This is a genomic window from Sphingopyxis sp., assembly GCF_050725655.1.
In the GTDB taxonomy this organism is placed as follows: Bacteria; Pseudomonadota; Alphaproteobacteria; order Sphingomonadales; family Sphingomonadaceae; genus Sphingopyxis.
On record NZ_JBOHHT010000026.1, the window covers coordinates 12189 to 30655 of the forward strand.

Consider the following 18467-nt stretch of genomic DNA (forward strand, 5'->3'; position numbering starts at 1 on the left):
AGGAGGAAAGTCATGCAATCTATCGAGTTTTGTGCTGGTGCAGGTGGCCAAGCTCTTGGTTTAGAGCAAGCCGGGTTTCGCCACTCGGCAGTGGTCGAAATTGAACCAGATTATGCTGCCACCTTGCGGCTAAATCGTCCCAATTGGGACGTGCGCTGCGCCGATATGAACGTTTTTGACGGACGGTCTTTTGCCGGGATCGATATGTTCGCCGGCGGTTTGCCGTGCCCACCTTTTTCGATGGCCGGCAAGCAATTGGGGGAACGGGACGAACGCAATCTGTTCCCCGCTGCGATCCGGCTGATTGACGAAATGCGGCCCAAGGCCATCATGATCGAAAATGTCCGTGGCTTCCTGTCGGCGGTATTTGAGGATTATCGCAACGGGTTGAAGGGCCAGTTGGAGAAATTGGGCTATAAGACCGACTGGCGCTTGCTCAACGCATCCGATTTCGGTGTGCCGCAGTTGCGACCGCGCGTGGTAATAGTGGCGGTCCGGAAAGACTACGTCGATGCATTCGATTGGCCCACCGCCAACCCGCACAACCCGCCAACTGTTGGTGAAACTTTGGTCGACCTAATGGGCGAAAACGGCTGGCTCGGGGCACAGGCTTGGGCAAAGCGCGCCAACGACATTGCCCCGACTATCGTCGGCGGCTCAAAGAAACATGGCGGCCCCGACCTCGGCCCTACCCGCGCCCGAACCGCATGGGCGACTTTGGGCGTCGAAGGCAAAAGCCTGTTCAACGAAGCCCCCGGACCCGATTTCGTGGGTACGCCACGTCTTACGGTGCGCATGGTCGCACGGTTGCAAGGCTTTCCTGACAACTGGCAATTCCACGGCGGCAAAACCACCAGCTACCGCCAGGTCGGCAACGCCTTCCCGCCGCCGGTGGCAAAGGCCGTGGCGAAGAATCTGAATATTGCGCTGTCGGTCCAGAAGCATTTTCTCGTGCGGGCTGCGTGAGCTTGTTGTCCGATAATGGCTATAGGCCATTACCGGCAAATCACATCGACCATGACGACCTCGCGGCCCTTGAAGCCGATCTGATACAGGCCGTCAAAAGCAAGGAGCTGTTCGAGGAAAAGCTCCGTTCGTTCTTCCGTTCTGCGATCGACGAAGTGATCGATACCGCAAGAACGGGCCGATTCTTTCTCGACGATCTGGAAAAGACCGAAAAGACATATCTCGGAACAAAGTTCGAGAATCTGCTTAGAGACTGGCTACAGGTGCCGCGCGGGATCGTTCTCGACCTGCTGATCGAAGGTCGGGAGGTCGATGTCAAATCGACGACCAAAGGCAAATCGGACTGGATGATTCCGCGAGAGGCGATCGATCGATTTTGCATCGTGCTAAGGGTCAACGAGGTGCTTTCGAAATGCGCCGTCGGGCTTGTCAGAGCGCGTCCGGGCTATCTCAGGGTCGGCAAGAATCAGGATAAAAAGACGTCGTTCTCTGCCGAGGGTCGGAAGAACATTTGGTGGCTCGTGTCCGATTTCAGTTACACGCCGAATTTCTGGTTGCATGTGAATGCGCAGGACCGTGACGACATCATGCAGGCTGGCGGCGGCAGTAAAAAGGTGGCGTTCTTATTTGAGCATTATCAGGAAGTCGCCATCTCCCGTGTCCAGATCATTGCCGTTGCCGCACAAGACGATCCCATGCGCCGAATCCGTCGAGGGGGCGGAGCGCGCGACTTTCTGGCGCCGAAAGGTATCGCTGTCTTGTATTCGGAAAATGACCGCGAATTGATGCAAGCGCTCGGACTGAAATTTGGCTATCGTGAATTTATGTCCTACCGTCCAAAAGACGATGCCGAAGCGCAGATGCTAAGGTCCGCCAATCATATTGACTGAGGCGTGCGACGATAGCCCATTGCGCCGTTGGAATTACGATGACGAATTGCGGTGGAATTACGGGGTGGAATTACGGTAACAGATGCAATAACCCCCAATTAACCGCCCTCGCAGCGACAAATAGATGCCGGATCAAGTCCGGCATAACGAGGCGCGAGGGAAGAAAAGAAATGTCCGGGATGACCTAATCTTCGTCACCCTCGGACGAAGCACGTGACTCGTCCGACTTGATCCGGGGTCCATCGCCGCCCTGGCCTCCACCCCATGCACCGCGACTTTCAGCCCTGCGCCTATATCATGGCCAGCGCGCGGCACGGCACGCTCTACACCGGCGTCACTTCGCACCTGATCCAGCGCGTCTGCCAGCATCGGGGCGGCAGTTTCGAAGGCTTCACCACGCGCTACGGCGTCAAGACGCTCGTCTGGTTCGAACTCGCCGCGACGATGCACGCCGCAATCACGCGCGAGAAGCAGATCAAGAACTGGCAGCGCAAGTGGAAGATCGAGCTGATCGAGGCGGCGAACCCGGAGTGGCACGATTTGGCCGAGGAATTGGGGCTGCCTCCTCTTCCATCGTCATCCCGGACTTGATCGGGGATCCATTCCTAGGGCCGTTGCATGGACCCCGGATCAAGTCCGGGGTGACGAAAGGGAAAAAGTGGCCGGGGCGTGTCACGCCCTCTCCCCTCAATGCACCGTAACCGGCCGCATCACCCCGCCCACACGCGCCACCGCGAACATCACGCCGTCGCGCACCACCTCGGGCGGGCCTTCGAGCATATAGAGCTTCACCAGCTCGCGCGTGACCTCGCTGTCGTCGTCGACGACCAGCCGGAGCGAACCCTGCCCCATATTGCCGCGCGCCACCACCACGTCGCGCACCAGCGCCAGCGGCCATTTTGCGCTCGCGCCGCGATAGAGCGTCACCCCGTCGTGGCGCACATAATCGCCGCGCCGCCGCCACATGCCGATCATATAGGCCCAGACGCTCAGCACCGCGGCGATGCCGAGCAGCCGCAGCGGCTGCCCGAACACCATGTTCCAGAACGCATCGAGCGGATCGCCGCCCCAGTCGAGCCGCACCGCGAGCACGCCGAGCAGCACCGCGCAGGCGAACTGCCACCCCACCAAGGGCGCGGCGCGCAGCCGGGCCACCACTACCATTTTCCGGTCCCTGTCCGTCATCGCGGCCTAGATAGGCATCGCCGCCCCGCCGCGCTACCCCGCCCCGGCTCGTGCGCTTTCGCGCCGGTGCGAAATAGGACCGCGCGCCCCTTTCCTACATTGCCGCCGCGTGCCAGCCTTGCGCCCCTCGCTCTTTGAACCGTTGAAATCCGCAGCCGCCCCGCCGCGCGAAACATCGCACGCGCGCGCGACCTTTGCGACCTTTGGTCCGGGCGCTCCGTGGGCGACCTTTGCGATCTTCGCTCCGCCATCCCCCTCGCCAACGCCTTGTTCCGGGACGCGAAGAGGTGACAAGTTTGACAAGTTACGGCCCCCCCGGATTGGCCACGCTTCGGCACGCCCAATTCTCCCGCTCTCGTGGCGCCAAAGGGAACCTAAGCGCGAAGCATCCGTAATTATTGCGGCGCAACACGGCTGCGCCCGCGGAGTCGAGATCATCGAGACCAGAACCCTCATTGCCTATGGCCTGATCCTGTTGCTGGCCGCGGCGGCTATCGTCACCATTGCGTTCCTGCGCCACAACAGCCACGACCGCAAAATCGCCCGCCAGCGCGCGCGCGAACAGGTGCGCCAGGATGAGCGCAACGACGCGGCGTCCGGGCCGGACTAACCGCCCCGGCCGCACGACGGACCGCCCCCCGCCGCGCCCGATCCTTGCTATACTCCGGCGCGAAAGGAGAAAGCCCATGCAGACCGTAACCGAAGGCGATCGCCGCAAGGAGGTTCGCGTCCTCCTCGATCAGATCCAGGCGCACCCCGAACGCGACTGGACCACGGCGCGTCGGCGCCTCGCGACGCTCAACAAACTGATCGCCGCGCCGCCCGGAAAACCGTCGCGTCCGCAACCGCATTAGCCACTCGTCGCGCGCGGGCGGCGGTCCATCGCAATCGGCCGCGAGCGGTGCAACAATCGGACATTACACAGGTTTCTCCGGTCAAGGCATCGGCGCCGCCCCCTTCCCCCCCGCGGGGCGCGCCGATGCCTGACCCCAGGTCCCACGACGGAGACAGACATGCGCAAAGCATTTGCCCTTCTGACGGTCGCCCCCGCCCTCCTCGCCTTCCCCGCGCTCGCCCAGACCGCGCCCGCGCCGGCCCCCGCCCAGCTCGCTCCGGACGGCAGCGCCAACGTCAATCTCGTCGGCAAGGTCGGGCTGAAAGGCGGCGCGGTCGATGCCGCGGTCGATGGCGTCACCAACCCCGTCGGCGGCACCGTCGACCGGGTCGACGGCGCGGTCGGCAAGACGGTCGATGCCGCCAACCTGACCCTCGCGACGCGCGAACAGGTGCGCGCGGGCGCCGAGCTTTACGACACCGGCGGCAACAGCGTCGGCACGGTGCAGAGCGTCGAGGGCGACACCGCGGTCGTGATCCGCGGCGGCAAGCTCTACAATGTACCGATCGCCCAGATATATCATGGCGCGGTGGGTGCGACCCACGGCCTCGTCACCAAATTGTCGAGCGCCGAAATCCAGGCGCGCACCGCAGCGGCGATCGAATCGCGCTGATACGGGACAAGACAAGCCGCGGCGACCCCTTGCAAAAAGGGACGTGGCCGCGCTGGGGGGAGCCGGGTGCACTCGGCTCCCCACCCTAGAAAATCGAGAGACCGCATCGCGCCAGCGATCGGGGAGGGAGCCGGGACACCGGCTCCCTTTCGTCGTTAGGCCGCGCGGGGCTTTTTTGCTGCACCCGCCCGCATATGAAAATGGCCCGCCCCAGGGGAGGGGACGGGCCAGTTCGGTGCCGGCGCGCCCGATTGCGCCGCCGGCCCTCTGTTATCGCTTCAAGCCTATTCGGCCTCTTCGAACAGGTCGACCGCGTTCGCAGCGTTCGCCGACAGGCGTACCGTGTCGCCCTCGACCGCCGCGACCAGACCCGCGGGCAGATAATGATGCTTGCCGTCGCCGCTGTCGGCCTTGGTCAGCTTGATGCGTTCGCCGTCGAGATGATCGACGGTGCCGATGTGGACGCCGTCCGCGCCGACAACATTCAGACCTTCCTTGATCGCGCTATGGTCATGCTCTGCCATGGTCATTCTCCTTGCCGCTCCGGAGGGGGGAGCTTTTGCATCATACGCACAGAAATCGAGTCGGGTCCCTATACTAAGGTAGAGCGACCGAAAGCCGCGCCGCTTCCCATACGGCGGCCGCCCCGCTACCCTCCCGCCATGCGCCCCCTTCCCCTGCTCGCTGCCGCCGCGCTTCTTGCCGCGCCGCTCCCCGTCCTTGCCTGCTCGGTCGCACCGGACTACCGCGTGCCGACCAATATGGAGCTCGTCGAGAGCGCCGACCTCATCCTGCTCGGCACCGTGACCGCGGGCGATTTCGAACCCGACAGCACGCCGGAGCAGATGATCGCGGTCGAGCCCGTCGCGGCGCTCAAGGGCGCGATGCCGAACGCGCCGATCGCCTTGCCCGCGATGATCGCGACCGACGCCGACATGCAGCTCAGCAATCCCTATGACCTCAGGGACGCGCATCCGCAAAGCCTTGCCGGCGCATGCGTCCGCTACGTCTTTCCGCGCGGATCGCGCGTGCTCTTCTTCCTCGATCGGCAGGACGGCGCCTGGCACGCGGCGGGCGGCCCGTTCAGCCGCTGGGCCGAAGATGTGCTGACCGACGACGCCCCCTGGCTGCAGGCGGTGCGTTTCTACATCGAGGTCGCGAGGCTGCCCGATGAGGACCGCATCGCTGCGCTGACCGCACGCCGCGACGAACTCGGCGCGCTCGGTGACGATCCGGTCGCACAGCTGATCGCTGCCGACATCGACCGCCAGCTCGCTGGACCGAACGCCCCGCTGAAGGGCTCGATCGAACTCCCTCCGGCGGAACACGGAACCATCGAGGAAGCGGCTGACGAAGCCCAAGCCGCGGCCGATGCGGCAGCCGACGCAGCCGAGGTGGCGACCGAAGAGGCCGAAGCCGCCGTCCCGAACGATTAGCACCAGGGGCGCCGCGGTCCCTCCCATGGCCGCGCCAGCCCCTCGGCGACCAGCACCGACCCGACACTCGTCCCGCCGCGCGTGACGATGCGCAGGCTGCGGCGGTAGCGGTCGGTGTCGCGCCCGGCGCTTTCCAGACTGAAGGCGCCGGCATTCAGCCAGGCGCGGAGCCGTTCGGTCGCGGCATCGCCGAGCGCCGCCTCCTCGGCGCAGCGCGCAGGATGCGTTTCGGGGGTATCGATGTCGGCGATGCGATATTTGTCGCCCGCGAACCAGAAGGTGTCGCCATCGACAACGCAATTACGGCCGCCGCCGCTGTGGCAGAGCGCGAAGCGCGCCGACAGCGCGTCGCGCACCGCTGCGCCTTCGCCGCCCGCGAACAAGGATGCCATGGGCGCGGACACCGCCTCGGCTCCGCCAGGAAAGCGCTGAAAGGTCGCGAGCGCGGCGACGAAGGCGACCGCCATCACCGGTGCCAGCCACAGATTCGATCGGACGGTGCGCCGGCTGCGCACCGGCCTGCGGCGGCGAGCGATACGGCGCCTCGGATAGTGAAAATCGGGTCCGGACATACCGCGACCCTAGCGCTGGAGGCTTAGCAAAATCCCAACGAGGCGGCTCCACTATGGCGTACGACCATGTTCAAACGCGTCCGTCGCGGCGCCGTTTCCGATTAGCACACATAACTCTCGGGATAGCTCACGCCGGATCAAGGCGCCCCGCGCGGCTCGTCGTCCTCGACCCCGCCGGGGCCCAGCTCGTCATCCTCGTCGTCGTCGCTGCGTTCGCCGCGATACGCGTCCATGTCGATCACACCCGACCGCTCCATCTGGTTCATATGATCGACCAGATCCTGCACATCGTCGCTGTCGTCGCCGCGGCTGACCTTGTCGCTGTCTTCCTGCGGGCGGTCGCGCCGCGCCGCTTCGGCGACGCTCTGCGCCTGCGCATCCTCGTCGTCCTGCTCGCGATTGCGCGCTTCGGGCGCTTCGTCGGCTTGGGCATCTGCTTTGCGGGAATCGTCGATCATGGCCGGCTCCTTTCAGGGGGTAGCCGGGAAACGCGCGGGATCGCGCGGCCGTTCCTCAGGCGGCGGCCGCAAGCACTTTCGTCTCGATCACGCGAATGAAAACCTCGGGATCCTGCGCGCCCGGGATCAGCATCCGCCCGCCGAGGATGAAGGCGGGCACCCCGGTGATATTCTGGTCGGCCCAATAGGCTTCCTCGGTGCGTACCATCTCGCCGAACTCGCCCGACGCCAGGATCGCCGCCGCACGGTCGCGGTCGAGCCCCACCGACGCCGCGACATCGGCCAGTACTTCATGGTCGCCGACATCGCGATTGTCGGTGAAGTGCGCGGAGAACAACGCGAGCTTCAGCGCGGTCTGCACGCCCGTCGCCGTATCCTGCTCAGGCTCTTCAAGCGCGCCCGCCCATGTCAGCAGGCGGTGCGCATCGAAACTGTTGCGCATCCGGAACTCCGGCCCGCGATTGAAGGCGAAGCCGAGGTCGGCGGCGACCCCCGCCATCTTGCCGCTGTTCGCGCGGCTCTGCTCGGCGCTGATCCCGTATTTGCGCATCACATGGCTTCCGGCGTCCTCGCCCTCCGCCGGCATGTCGGGGTTGAGCTCGAACGGATGCCACTGCACGCGAAAATCCAGCCGGCCCGCAAAATGGTCCATGACCTTCCGGAATTTCAGCCAGCCGATGATGCACCACGGGCACATCACGTCGGACACGATGTCGACGCTCAGGCGCGGCACGCGCGGTTCAGTCAAATTTCTTCTCCTGTCGGCGCGCGTCGCCGCGCTCAGTCGGAGCGGCGATCCTTGCCCGTTCGCCGATCGCCCTTGCGACGATCCGGCCCTTTGTAATTCGGGTCTTCTGTCGTTCGGCGGTCACTCGATCGCCGCTCCGAACTTGCCCTCTTATCCTCATCGCTTGCCATACGCTTCCTCCCCACCACAAAGGAAAACAGAAGCGACCCGGAAAACAGTAACTCATAAAATGGTTAAGAAGACAAGTAACGCCGGAAATCCGCCGTTTGTGAGCAAGTTGGCTCTATGGTGGAAAGCGGCCATCCGAAATCTGGAAGGGGAACGGCCGCTACCGGTCGAAACCTGCTGCTCGGTGCCTGTCTGGCGCGCGCACACCCCTCGGCTTGTCCAATCATCAAATCATCTGAAATGACGCGCTCTTCTCAAAAGCGGCATAAGCCTCGATACTTCGGCGCATATTCTCAAGCATCGGGGGCAGGTTGTCCGGGCGAAACCATAACAGATCCAGCGTTTCCGAGCCGTCGGCGGTTATATCGCCGTCAAATTCGGTGGCGTAGAACATCATGACGAAGAACTGACAAATATCGCCATTCGGGAAGCGTACCGTCTCATATTCCGGATCGCTGCCGAAGCCGAAGGGCACCGGATTTCGGATGCGAAGTCCTGTCTCCTCAAGCGTCTCGCGGACCACCACCTCCGTCAGATCTTCGCCTTCCTCCGCGTTTCCGCCGGGAAGACCCCACATGTCGAAATCGCTTCGATGTTGCAGGAGGATCGATCCATCGCCCCGGACGATCACGACGCGCGCGCCCGGAACGAGCAGGCAGCGGCTCCCGACGAGCGACCGCAGCTTTCCAAGATAGCTATCGGCGAACGTCATCGGATCGCCCGCTATCCTGCGTCGACGGGCACCGCGTTGTCGACCGCAGCGCCCGGACGCGACAACACCCACCAGCTACCAACCATCAGCAACACGGTCAGCGCCTCGATGATCATCGCCTGCACGATGCCGGCATTAACGGGATCGCCGCTCGCGACCCCGAACAACCGACCGGCGAGCGCCGTCCCGTAAAGCGCAGCGGGCACAAGCAGCGCGCGCAGCCAGCCCGGCACCAGCGCGCCGATCGCGGCGGCGCCTGCGGCGACAAGAAAAAAGGCCGACAGGTCGGCGCGGATCGTATTCGTGGCCGGGCCCTCGACCAATATGCCAAAGGTCTCGGTATAGCTCGCGGGATCGAACAACCCGCGCGCGCCGACGATGACGAAGAACAGCGCCCACAGCAGGACGGCGCCGCGCAAGACCCAATTGACCATCATTCTTCTCCCCAATTTGCCGGCAGGCTGCGGCATCGGGGCAAAAAGTGCAATCTATTCCGGGTTAAAGATCATCCGCGGCAAAAGTCTCTTCGATCCAGCCGCCGCCGAGCACGCGCGAATTGTCCGCCGCGTCATACAGTACCGCCGCCTGTCCCGGCGCGACGCCATATTCGGCCTCCGCAAAGATCAGCCGATCGCCCGCGACACGCGCCGGCACGGGCTTCGCCATGCTGCGCACCTTCGCCATCACATCGCGCCCGTCGACCGCGCCCAGCCAGTTCGCCTCGCCCAGCCGCGCACCCGACACCGCGAGCGCGCGCCGCGGCCCGACGACGACCGCTTTCGTCTCGGCCTCGAGGCGCACGACATAGAGCGGTTCGGCCTGCCCGCCGATCTCGATCCCGCGCCGCTGCCCCACTGTATAATGAATCAGGCCCTTGTGCGCGCCGAGCACCGTACCGTCGACATGCACGATGTCGCCCTGATCGTCGGCCTCGGGGCGCAGCTTGCGCACCAGCGTTGCATAATCGCCGTCGGGGACGAAGCAGATGTCCTGGCTGTCGGGCTTGCCGGCAACACCGAGGCCGAGGTCGCGCGCGATCTCGCGCACGACGCTCTTTTCGAGGCCGCCGAGCGGAAAGCGCAGGAAGTCGAGCTGGTCCTGCGTCGTCGCGAACAGGAAATAGCTCTGGTCGCGCGCCGGATCGACCGCGCGGTGCAGTTCGGCGCCCGCGGGCCCCATCACGCGGCGGACATAATGGCCCGTCGCGAGGCAGTCGGCGCCGAGCTCCTTGGCGAGCCGGAACAGGTCGGTGAACTTTACCCCCATGTTACAGCGCACGCACGGGATCGGCGTCCGCCCGTTCAGATACTCGTCGGCGAACTGGTCGATCACCGTGTCGCGGAAGCGGCTCTCATGGTCATAGACATGGTGCGCGAAGCCCAGCCTGTCGGCGACCGCGCGCGCGTCGCGGATGTCCTGCCCGGCGCAGCAGGCACCGACGCGCTTCGCTTTGGCCCCATGATCATAGAGCTGGAGCGTCACGCCGATCACCTCGGCGCCCGATCGCGCGGCGAGCGCGGCGACGACGCTCGAATCGACTCCGCCCGACATCGCGACGACGATTCGCCGGCCCTTTAGCGGCATCGGCAGCTGAAAGTCGGCCTGGGCAAGCCCGGCAGGCGAAGGAATCGTCTCGATCATGGTCGGCGCCATCTAGGGGCGCGAACGCAAAAAAGCCAGCTTTTCCGCGCGAAGTGTCAAGATATTGACGGGGGTTAAGCTTCGCTAACAGGTTCTGAAACAGGCATTTACGGGACCTTAGCTCCTCTGGCCTAGACGAGTCGCATGAACTTCGTTCCGTCCGATCTTCCGCGCATCGCCGGTGCGGCCAAGCTGTCAAAGCCCGGCTTCGACATCATTCTGGCCGTGTCCAGCGCGCGCCAGGCTGCCCTGCCGACGGTACGGCAACTGCGGACGCAGGCGCATCGCGAACGCCATGCGGCGAAGCTTAACGCCGTGCGCCACATATTTTGCGGGACGCACACAAGGGCGGAACAAAAAGCCCCGCGGGTCGTTCGTTTCTTCGATTTGTCCGACGATGCGAACGTCCTGCCCGAAACTATGAACGGCCTGTTTACCAGAGGGTTTCAGCCGATGTTGAATCCCTCTGATCTAGATACGAATGCGTCGGACACACCCCCCTCCGACGGTAAAAATGTGGAATGACTATGATCGAGAATCAGAAAATCCGGCCCGCACAGGTTATCGGCCCCCTCGGGGAGCCGTTGACGTTGGACTCGCTGCCGCCCCCGTCAACGACCCGCTGGGTCGTTCGCCGCAAGGCGGAGGTCGTCGCGGCCGTCAACGGCGGACTCCTGTCCGTCGACGAGGCGTGCGAACGCTATGGGCTGACCCTCGAGGAATTTGCAGGCTGGCAGCGGTCGATCGACCGCAGCGGCATGCCCGGACTGCGCGTCACGCGCATCCAGCATTACCGCGACCTCTACGAGCGCCAACAGCGCTTCTAAAGGCCGCGGGACCGGACCAGGCATGAGAGAGGGCGCTTCGGGCGCCCTCTTTTTTGCCGGCGGTCGCCGGATGTCGACGGTATTACGTCAGAAGCACTGGATGCCCTTCATGAACCACGGCCTTCATATCCTGATCGGCGCTATCGCGGTTTTCACGGCGTCGGCCACCCCCGCAAAGGCGAGGGCGGAAACCCTGAAATTCCATGAGACCCGCTTCGTCGGCCTATATCTGGGCATGACGGCCGACGAATTCGAAAATTTGGTCGCCTCGCGTACCGACTTCGGCGAACTTCGAGTACAGGCATTCGAAGTGGGCTTCGACTGCGATGCCCTTTTGAATCCAGCGGCAGAAGCGGACCGTGCAAAGGCGAGCAGCCGACACTTCCCTAGCCCTTTCTATTTCGACGATGCGGCGCGCAACGAATATCTCGTGCACTTTGTCACGGTCCCCACTCACTCGTTCATCGGCGACATAACGATTACCGAACGAAAGTCACCGGCAAGTTGGGGCGAGCATCTTGCGGCGGCCGAGGCGCGATTTGGCAAAGCCAATATCGTCGGCCGTGCCAATGGCGATACGATGGCAGCCAAATGGTGCATGCCCGAACAGCTCAGCTGCCGCATCGAGGAATATGGCGATCTGCCCGAGCTCACGCTGTCTTTCCATCCTTGGGTGGACAATGGATTAAATCCTGATGACAGGCTCGAATTTCGATTGGCCGAAGGTCGGAGTCGCCATCATCGGCATGTCGACGAAATGAACAGGCTGAAGGCCGAAGCATCCGCCCGCACCAAGGCGCAATATCGTCAGTGTCAGGCCGGCATCGGCGCCTTCAAGGACGTCGAGCAGGCGAGCCGCTATTATACCGCACTCGCCCCGATCACGCGGGGCGCATCGAAACCTATATGGTCCAGCGAACAAGTGCCCGCCGCCGCGTTCCTGGCCCTCGGCATCGATCCGGCCACGGATTTGGCTCCCGGCACCTGTTTCTGGCCGGGCGGCGTCTTGATCGAAAGCATGTTCCCGAAATGCAAACGCTTTACCGCCAAGGGATTCCGCTGGGCGCGGCGTATCGGTGATATCTGGTTGTTGGCGCCCCAGCGACCCATCCGTTCACGCGAACCTCGCTATGTCGCCGTACGCGGCGACAGCCAGGGTCAACTCCACAAAATCTGGTGGGCATACACCACAGCCAGTTTTGACACCTGGTATGCGGGCGGCGCGATGCCGATGATCGAATCGGTCGCCGATCGAACCGGAGTCCGGTGAGAATATCGCCGGAAATCCGGGCAAATTCCTCCATTTGACGTTTTCCTTGCAACCCTTCCGTTCACCCCGCGTTAAGCCCCCAAGTCAACTTTGGGAGTCATTCAATATGCGTAAGATGTTTATCGCCCTCGCCGCCACCTCGGCCCTCGCGCTCGGCGCCTGCCAGAGCCCGGCCGCCGACAAGGTCGAGGATCAGGCCGAAGCCAAGGCCGACGTGATCGACGAGCAGGCCGACGCCATGCCCGAAGGCGCAGCGAAGGAAGCAACCGAAGCGAAGGCCGACGCCGTCGAAGCCGCCGGCGAGGAAAAGGCCAACGCGATGGACGACAATGGCGAGATCGCTCCGTCGGAAGTCGGCGCCCCCACCACGCCGCCGGCCGACCCCGCCAAGAAATAAGGGCTGCCTCCCCTAAACGGCAGGGTGAAGGGCGCCGGATGATTCCGGCGCCCTTTGTCGTGCGCGGCATATTTTCGCGCCCCATTTTTCGCGGCCTGTGATCTCGATCACCGCCGTCCCGCGCAATCGCGGATATTGACCCTGAATGGGACGGGAACTCGCTTTCAGCGAACCATTTCACGGACCACCCTTCCGCCGCCGCCAGCGACCCAGGGCGGCGGGAGGGACTAGCCGCTAGCGTCTTCCAGCCCGCGCAGCACATCCTGCACCCCCGGGGCGTCGCCATCGGCGCGCAGCGCCGCGATCCCCGCCGCGACGTCCAGCTTATACTCCGCGACCCCCGCCGACTCGCCCGTCCACGCCGCATCCAGCGATTTCACCAGCCGCCGTGCCGCGGCATTTTCCGACAGCATATGCACGTCGAGCACGTCGAGCCCCTCGGCGTGGCAATGGACAAGCAGCGCCGCAGTCATCATCCGTGCCAGCCCCCGCCCCTGGAATGCGTCGAGCACCGCAACCGAAAATTCGCCCACCGGCCCGCCCGCCCGATGGCGCACCGCATGCACCGCGCCGATCGGCGGCTGCCCCGGGCATTCGCTGCAGATCGCGCCCCACGCGATATGGTCGTGCCCGTCGACATCGGCCAGCCGCTCGACCACCGCATCGGGCAGCACCGGTGCCGGCGAGAAAAAGCGCAGATAGCGCGACTCCGCCGACAGTTTCGCAATCCCCTCGCGGATCAGCGGCGCATCGTCGGGGGTGATCGTGCGCAGGCACACCGCGGTGCCGTCGTTCAGCGTGCAATGCACCGCGATGTCCTCGATCCGCGGATGCACCTTCGCACCTGGCTGCCTGTCCGTCCCGGTCATCGCAGTCTCCTGTCCCCGCACGATAGGGGCACTGCGCGCCCGCCGCAATCGCCGGCACGGCGAAGGCTCCTACGCATTTTCCCCGCCATAATTCGGTGAAATGTTGAAAGCCGGACCAGCCTTAACTTTGGTAAATGTTGCACCTCGAAGTCGAAAAGGTTGCGCATCTGTGATCCACGCCCACCCGGACAGCGGCACACGTTATGAAGTGCTCGGCGATCGTCTCGCGCGGCTGCGTCAGGCAAGGGGGCTCAGCAAAACCGACATCGCCGACCGGCTCGGCGTCACCGTCACCTCGATCTGCTATTGGGAACAGGGCCGTTCGCGCCCGCGGCTCGCGCGGTTGCAGGCGCTCGCCGACCTCCTCGGCACCTCGCCCACCGAGCTCTTGAGCCGCGACAGCGCACCGAGCAACGACCATCTTTCGGATCTCGTCACCCGCATGCGCGCCGAAATCGCCCACGCCGCGGGCACGACCCCGTCGAAAGTGCGCATCACCATCGAGATGTAGGCGCCCCGCGCTGCCGCCACCCTCCCCCTTCGTCGCCCCGCCCCTGACACGGGGCGGCGTTGGGCGCGCCTTCTGGACCTTCGTCATCCCGGACTTGATCCGTGATTCAGCCGCGCGCCCCTTATGGCGGCTGGGTCAATTACTATGGCTTCGAACCCGAATAGGTACAGACTCGCATGTCGGTAGGCCGCCTGATCCACGACTACTATATCGCAAAAGTACCCGCCGGATCGGTGATGTTCGTTGGCGACGAAGGTTTGAGGCTGAGCGGGATCATCGAGATGCCGGCGCGGTGCGTGGATTGTGTGATTGGAGGAGAGGTTGGCCTGATTTGGGCCGACTGCGGATCGGCAGATTCTAGGGGGCGTCGAGCACAATCAGACCTTAACCATGGTCGCCGTGTGCTCCCAAACCGAATAATCAGTTCGCAAGATATCTAAACTTGCTCGGCCTCGGCGACGATCGCATCTGCTGAGTCATCAACTGACGGCAGTTCGGAAGCGTCGCCGTAGAGGGCCGTCTCGAATGCGCGCCATGCGTCGCGCCGCATGGTCAACGCTTCGCCACGGCGAGCGGCGGCGGCGGACTGCGACGCGGTGAGATCGGCCACCAGCGCGGTCTGGAAGGCGAGGTCCGGCGGCATGGGGAAGGTCAAACCGAGAAGGACGGGCTTGGTTACGTTCTTCATCATGCTCGATTCGGTGGAAAATTCGCCCAATATCTGCTGCCTCACGAGCTCCGTTTTAAGGATTTGAGTAAGGAAGCGGGGATCCACTGGGCTCCTCTCCATGGTAACAACGCGGAAGATTTTGTCACAGGTCATGAGTCGCGGCGGCGGCTCGTCAACAAAGCAGCATTGCCCCACAAGTGATGCTGCGCCGCTAGCGCGCGCGATCAGCACATCTCCCGCTCGGACTTCCAATCTGGCTCTTGGCCTAAGCTGCGGAGGCAGCGCCTTGTTCTCGACTGCCTTGAATGCACCGGATGATACTGCGCTGACCTTAAGCACCCCCCATTCCTCACCATCGGCGGGCCGAGCAAGGCATTGCGGACTCCAGCCGTTTTCAAGATCGGCGATCACGTCCTCAAGCGCAACGATGGGATAAAGACTGGGCGGTGGCTCGGTGCCGGTGACGTGGCGGAGCACGGCTTCATGGCTCCACCGGCCAAGATCGGAGAAGCGCGCGACGAACAGCGGGCGATCCGGCAGCGGCGGCGGCGGGACGATGCCCAGCGCCGCCTCGAATGCACGCAGCCCCTCGGATTCGAGTCGCGCCGCTTCCGCCTCAAGCGCCGCCGCCAGCCCGAGCGCCTCGTGATAGGCGGCGACCAGCGCGCGCTGATCACCGATGTCCGGGCAAGGGACGCGCAGCGAGCGGAACGCTTCAGGGTTGACCCGCTTTCGCCCGCTGGTGCCGCTCGCCTTTTGGCGTAGACCCGCGATGAAGTGGCCTGTGCGAAGGACCATCTTCAAATAGTCAGCGTCCAGCGCGTCCGGATCTGGCGTGTGAATCGGATATTCCGCCGTGACGACAGCGGTTCCGATGCTTTGGGGAACAACGCCAATCGCGCCAAGGCGCGCATCGATCTTGGAAAATATAATGTCGCCGGGGTGCCCGACGAACATTGCACCTTGGAACGGCTCCGCTCGATCACGAGCCGAGATTTCTCCGGTCAAGTGCACGGTAATCGGCTTGTGCTCGCCGAACTTTTCGGCAGTCGTCGTTTCCGTGCGCGGAGCCACCAAGTCCCCGATGGACGCGAGCGGATACGCGCTTGCCTGTGCGGTCAACACCTCGTGCACGGCCCAACTGTCTAGCTCCCCCCACCGCCGGATCAGGCAGCGAGGGGCACCTGAAAATCCGGCAGTTCCTCTGCCTTCGCGCCGGCATCAAGCCAGGCATCGAAAGCGCGCCAAGCGGCCAGCACCTCCGGCAATTCGTTGGGGACGTTCGCGCCAGTGTCACCGGTGGAACTGATCCCCACCGCCTTCGGGGCGGCGAGAAAAACCGGATAATCGAACGCGGCGCGGACGTGCGTCCACAGCGCAGCGGTATGCTCCGCGTCGATCTTTTTCAGCTTCCGGGCAAGTCCGCGCGCCGCCTCCGCAGCCGCGGCTTTCGCCGTCGCGTTGTCGGCCCATGCGTCCTTGAGCGCCGCCCGCGCTGCGCGCAGCTTCTTGGCGTCCTTGCCTTCCTTAAGCCAGCGAACTGCCTCAACGCGCGACGGCGTTGCCATGCGTGGATAGGGTGGCGCCACCCCGGGGCGCCAGCCCGACCCGATCTGTTGCTCGCCCAGCGCGGCGAGTTCCGCCAGCGCCTGCGTCACGCCGGCATCGCCGCCGGTCAGGATCGCATCGCGCGCAGCGTCGCAGGCGGCATCGCGCTCCGCCGCATAGGTGGCGTCCAGCGCGGCGTGGGCGGCTTCCCAAGCCACGTCCCAAGCCACTTCATCCTCGGCAGTGAACCGGCGCAGCGTCACGACGGAGCATTTGACCGTCGCCTTGCTCGAACGGAAGGTTTCCTCCGGCAGGCTGACCACGGCGAGCAGCTTCGCCCGGCCCTCGCACCACCGACGCAGCCAGTTGAGCGAGGGGTTGTTCAGATTGCCGTCGGGCAGGACGATGTTGAGCAGACCGCCGGGCTTGAGCAGGCCAAGGCACCGCTCGACGAAGATTACTTCCGTGTCGCGGCTGGCCTTGTCCCGCCCGATCTCGAACAGGTCGAGCACTGGCTTCCGTTCACCCTGCGCAACGAGCAACCGGGCATGGTTCTCTTCCCATACCTTGCCATAGCGGGCGTGATGCTTGGCGATGAGATCGCCATCGGTGGTGATGTGCGTTTCGTCGCTGTCGCCAAGACGCTGGTCACGCCCGACTGTCGATCCGAACGGCGGATTGGTGACGATCAGATCGAACCTGTCCGGGAAAATGCCGTTCACATCGACAAGGCCGTCGTGGTGGTGAATGCCCCCATGCCCATCGCCGTGCATGATCATGTTCATCTTGGCCGTGCGAGCGGCGCGCGGCTCCGCGTCGGTGCCGAAGATGCAACCCCATGCCAGGCGCCCCAACCGGGTATCGACCGGCTTGTTCTCGTCGGTGGAGGGCAGCAGTTGTTTGTTGATGTCCAAGAAGGCGGCTTCGATGGTGTCGGCTTCCGCGTCGGCATCAAGCCCCTGAGCTTCGATCTCAGCCCGCTTGGTATCCTTTTGCTTCTGGAGGTCGGCTTCAATGTCGTTCCGCACGTGTTCGAACGCACGGATCAGGAAGCCGCCGGAGCCAGCCGCCGGGTCGCAGATGAGCTGTCCCTCGCGGGGATTAAGCATCTCGACCATGAAATCCACGACGGGCCGGGGCGTGAAGAACTGACCCAGCTCGCCGCGAAAGGTCGCGCCTAGGAACTTCTCGAAGGCGATGCCCTTGATATCGTCGCCGGTCTTGGCGAGATCAAAGGCTTGCAGCGTCTCGACAATGCGCCGGAACGTCGCTTCCGAAATGTCGAGCGTGTCTTTTTCAGTAAAAAGGTTATCGGCCTTATAGAAATTTTTGGTCTGGTCGAAAAGCTGCTGATGAACCGGAGGATCGCCGGGCAGCGCGAGCTTCTTGCGGTTGTCCAGATATTCGGTGGTGAAGGTGCCGTGCAGCCCGGACCTTTCCACAAACATCTTGATAAACAGCACCTTGGATATGGCATCGAAGGCGGCGGTTGGGTCCTTCTTGTGAACGTCGCGGATAATATCATGGCTGGTTTGCAGCAGGCGCGTGAACTCGATGCGGTTGAAGGCGCGCTGTGTATCCTTGATCGCCTTGAGCTTCTTTGCATCGCCCCAGTCAGATGCAGTCGGGATGCGCACAACCGATTTGAACTTGCCAGGCGCGGCGGGGACAACCTCGAATGGCTCGGTAAAGCGTCGATTATGGGCGATGAAAAACTCCGCGCCCATCGAGCGTGCATAACTCTCGCCCTGATAGTAATCCTTGAGGTTGAGGCTAACGCTCTCCGCCTTGCATTCGACAACAATTTTTGGCGACATTCCGTTGATTTTGTCTGCAGCCGACCCCCACACGACAATATCAGCACGCACCGACTTCGTGCCCGATTGGGCCCGCAATTCCTGGCCCATCTGCGCTAATTCATATTCCAGCGTCACATGGAGGTGGCGCACGAACTCCTGTCGCACCTCCTCCTCCGGCTTGCTCCCCAAATCTCGCCATTCATGCTTCAGTGGCACCCAAACAAGCGGGCCCGAGCGGTGCAGGCCATCAGCGGGAAATGGGGTAGCAGGTGCAGCAGGTTTCTTTGGCATA

At 63.7% G+C, this 18467-nt stretch carries 23 protein-coding genes; 12 read left to right on the forward strand and 11 right to left on the reverse strand.

Annotated elements, in window-relative coordinates; translation table 11 throughout:
* Positions 1-12 precede the first annotated feature (12 nt).
* From ACREBX_RS02925 to ACREBX_RS02935, 3 genes are all read left to right on the forward strand, one after another.
* The gene (locus tag ACREBX_RS02925; RefSeq protein WP_431560259.1) at positions 13-966 is read left to right on the forward strand and encodes a DNA cytosine methyltransferase; all 954 of its coding nucleotides are present in this window, start codon (positions 13-15) and stop codon (positions 964-966) included.
* Positions 963-1856 (forward strand): NaeI family type II restriction endonuclease, encoded by an 894-nt coding sequence (locus ACREBX_RS02930; protein ID WP_431560260.1) that lies wholly within the window; start codon positions 963-965, stop codon positions 1854-1856. Before ACREBX_RS02925 ends, ACREBX_RS02930 begins: the two co-directional genes overlap by 4 nt.
* 264 nt (positions 1857-2120) lie before the next feature.
* Complete coding sequence (locus ACREBX_RS02935; RefSeq protein ID WP_431560261.1) at positions 2121-2447, forward strand: GIY-YIG nuclease family protein; 327 nt, start codon at positions 2121-2123, stop codon at positions 2445-2447.
* A 96-nt stretch (positions 2448-2543) separates the two neighbouring features.
* Here the strand turns inward: ACREBX_RS02935 and ACREBX_RS02940 are convergent, their stop codons facing one another.
* Positions 2544-3020 carry a hypothetical protein gene (locus tag ACREBX_RS02940; RefSeq protein WP_431560262.1) on the reverse strand — a complete coding sequence of 159 codons (477 nt, stop codon included), beginning with the start codon at positions 3018-3020 and terminating at the stop codon, positions 2544-2546.
* A gap of 496 nt (positions 3021-3516) precedes the next feature.
* Between ACREBX_RS02940 and ACREBX_RS02945 the strand changes: the two genes are divergently transcribed.
* The 3 genes from ACREBX_RS02945 to ACREBX_RS02955 all read left to right on the forward strand — a co-directional run bounded on the left by ACREBX_RS02945 (position 3517) and on the right by ACREBX_RS02955 (position 4549).
* Positions 3517-3651 carry a hypothetical protein gene (locus ACREBX_RS02945; RefSeq protein ID WP_431560263.1) on the forward strand — a complete coding sequence of 45 codons (135 nt, stop codon included), beginning with the start codon at positions 3517-3519 and terminating at the stop codon, positions 3649-3651.
* 76 nt (positions 3652-3727) lie between these two features.
* Positions 3728-3895 (forward strand): hypothetical protein, encoded by a 168-nt coding sequence (locus ACREBX_RS02950; protein WP_431560264.1) that lies wholly within the window; start codon positions 3728-3730, stop codon positions 3893-3895.
* A gap of 159 nt (positions 3896-4054) precedes the next feature.
* Positions 4055-4549 (forward strand): hypothetical protein, encoded by a 495-nt coding sequence (locus ACREBX_RS02955; protein WP_431560265.1) that lies wholly within the window; start codon positions 4055-4057, stop codon positions 4547-4549.
* A gap of 284 nt (positions 4550-4833) precedes the next feature.
* Here the strand turns inward: ACREBX_RS02955 and ACREBX_RS02960 are convergent, their stop codons facing one another.
* Entirely contained in the window at positions 4834-5073 is a 240-nt protein-coding gene (locus ACREBX_RS02960; RefSeq protein WP_056368769.1) for a DUF2171 domain-containing protein, read from the reverse strand.
* A gap of 138 nt (positions 5074-5211) precedes the next feature.
* Here ACREBX_RS02960 and ACREBX_RS02965 point away from each other — a divergent pair, with 138 nt between their 5' ends.
* Positions 5212-5985 carry a hypothetical protein gene (locus tag ACREBX_RS02965; protein WP_431560266.1) on the forward strand — a complete coding sequence of 258 codons (774 nt, stop codon included), beginning with the start codon at positions 5212-5214 and terminating at the stop codon, positions 5983-5985.
* On the opposite strand, the gene ACREBX_RS02970 is transcribed toward ACREBX_RS02965, so the two are convergent.
* The 6 genes from ACREBX_RS02970 to mnmA all read right to left on the reverse strand — a co-directional run bounded on the left by ACREBX_RS02970 (position 5982) and on the right by mnmA (position 10296).
* Positions 5982-6557 (reverse strand): thermonuclease family protein, encoded by a 576-nt coding sequence (locus ACREBX_RS02970; protein WP_431560267.1) that lies wholly within the window; start codon positions 6555-6557, stop codon positions 5982-5984. The two genes, ACREBX_RS02965 and ACREBX_RS02970, sit on opposite strands and share 4 nt — an antisense overlap.
* Positions 6558-6694: 137 nt before the next feature.
* Positions 6695-7015, reverse strand: coding sequence for a hypothetical protein (locus ACREBX_RS02975; protein WP_431560268.1), 321 nt, complete (start codon positions 7013-7015; stop codon positions 6695-6697).
* Positions 7016-7070: 55 nt separating this feature from the next.
* Positions 7071-7763 (reverse strand): DsbA family oxidoreductase, encoded by a 693-nt coding sequence (locus tag ACREBX_RS02980; protein WP_431560269.1) that lies wholly within the window; start codon positions 7761-7763, stop codon positions 7071-7073.
* A 394-nt stretch (positions 7764-8157) separates the two neighbouring features.
* Positions 8158-8643, reverse strand: coding sequence for an NUDIX domain-containing protein (locus ACREBX_RS02985; protein ID WP_431560270.1), 486 nt, complete (start codon positions 8641-8643; stop codon positions 8158-8160).
* An 11-nt stretch (positions 8644-8654) separates the two neighbouring features.
* Positions 8655-9080, reverse strand: coding sequence for a hypothetical protein (locus tag ACREBX_RS02990; RefSeq protein WP_431560271.1), 426 nt, complete (start codon positions 9078-9080; stop codon positions 8655-8657).
* Positions 9081-9141: 61 nt separating this feature from the next.
* A complete protein-coding gene (gene mnmA, locus ACREBX_RS02995; protein ID WP_431560272.1) occupies positions 9142-10296 on the reverse strand; it encodes a tRNA 2-thiouridine(34) synthase MnmA in 1155 nt (384 codons plus the stop codon).
* A 132-nt stretch (positions 10297-10428) separates the two neighbouring features.
* Between mnmA and ACREBX_RS03000 the strand changes: the two genes are divergently transcribed.
* The 4 genes from ACREBX_RS03000 (at position 10429) to ACREBX_RS03015 (ending at position 12778) form a co-directional block, all read left to right on the forward strand.
* Positions 10429-10809 carry a hypothetical protein gene (locus tag ACREBX_RS03000; protein WP_431560273.1) on the forward strand — a complete coding sequence of 127 codons (381 nt, stop codon included), beginning with the start codon at positions 10429-10431 and terminating at the stop codon, positions 10807-10809.
* A gap of 2 nt (positions 10810-10811) precedes the next feature.
* Complete coding sequence (locus tag ACREBX_RS03005) at positions 10812-11111, forward strand: DUF1153 domain-containing protein (protein ID WP_037518529.1); 300 nt, start codon at positions 10812-10814, stop codon at positions 11109-11111.
* 22 nt (positions 11112-11133) lie between these two features.
* Positions 11134-12381, forward strand: coding sequence for a hypothetical protein (locus ACREBX_RS03010; RefSeq protein ID WP_431560274.1), 1248 nt, complete (start codon positions 11134-11136; stop codon positions 12379-12381).
* Positions 12382-12487: 106 nt separating this feature from the next.
* Positions 12488-12778: a hypothetical protein gene (locus tag ACREBX_RS03015; RefSeq protein WP_431560275.1), complete on the forward strand. Its 291-nt coding sequence runs from the start codon at positions 12488-12490 to the stop codon at positions 12776-12778.
* Positions 12779-13005: 227 nt separating this feature from the next.
* Here ACREBX_RS03015 and ACREBX_RS03020 read toward each other — a convergent pair whose 3' ends face one another.
* Positions 13006-13647, reverse strand: a complete 642-nt coding sequence (locus ACREBX_RS03020) for an N-acetyltransferase family protein (protein ID WP_431560276.1) — start codon at positions 13645-13647, stop codon at positions 13006-13008.
* Positions 13648-13816: 169 nt separating this feature from the next.
* Between ACREBX_RS03020 and ACREBX_RS03025 the strand changes: the two genes are divergently transcribed.
* On the forward strand, positions 13817-14158 hold the full coding sequence (locus tag ACREBX_RS03025; protein ID WP_431560277.1) for a helix-turn-helix domain-containing protein: 342 nt from the start codon (positions 13817-13819) through the stop codon (positions 14156-14158).
* A gap of 436 nt (positions 14159-14594) precedes the next feature.
* Here ACREBX_RS03025 and ACREBX_RS03030 read toward each other — a convergent pair whose 3' ends face one another.
* Positions 14595-15962: a hypothetical protein gene (locus tag ACREBX_RS03030; protein ID WP_431560278.1), complete on the reverse strand. Its 1368-nt coding sequence runs from the start codon at positions 15960-15962 to the stop codon at positions 14595-14597.
* A 32-nt stretch (positions 15963-15994) separates the two neighbouring features.
* A complete protein-coding gene (locus tag ACREBX_RS03035; protein ID WP_431560279.1) occupies positions 15995-18466 on the reverse strand; it encodes an N-6 DNA methylase in 2472 nt (823 codons plus the stop codon).
* Between the last annotated feature and the right edge of the window lies 1 nt (position 18467).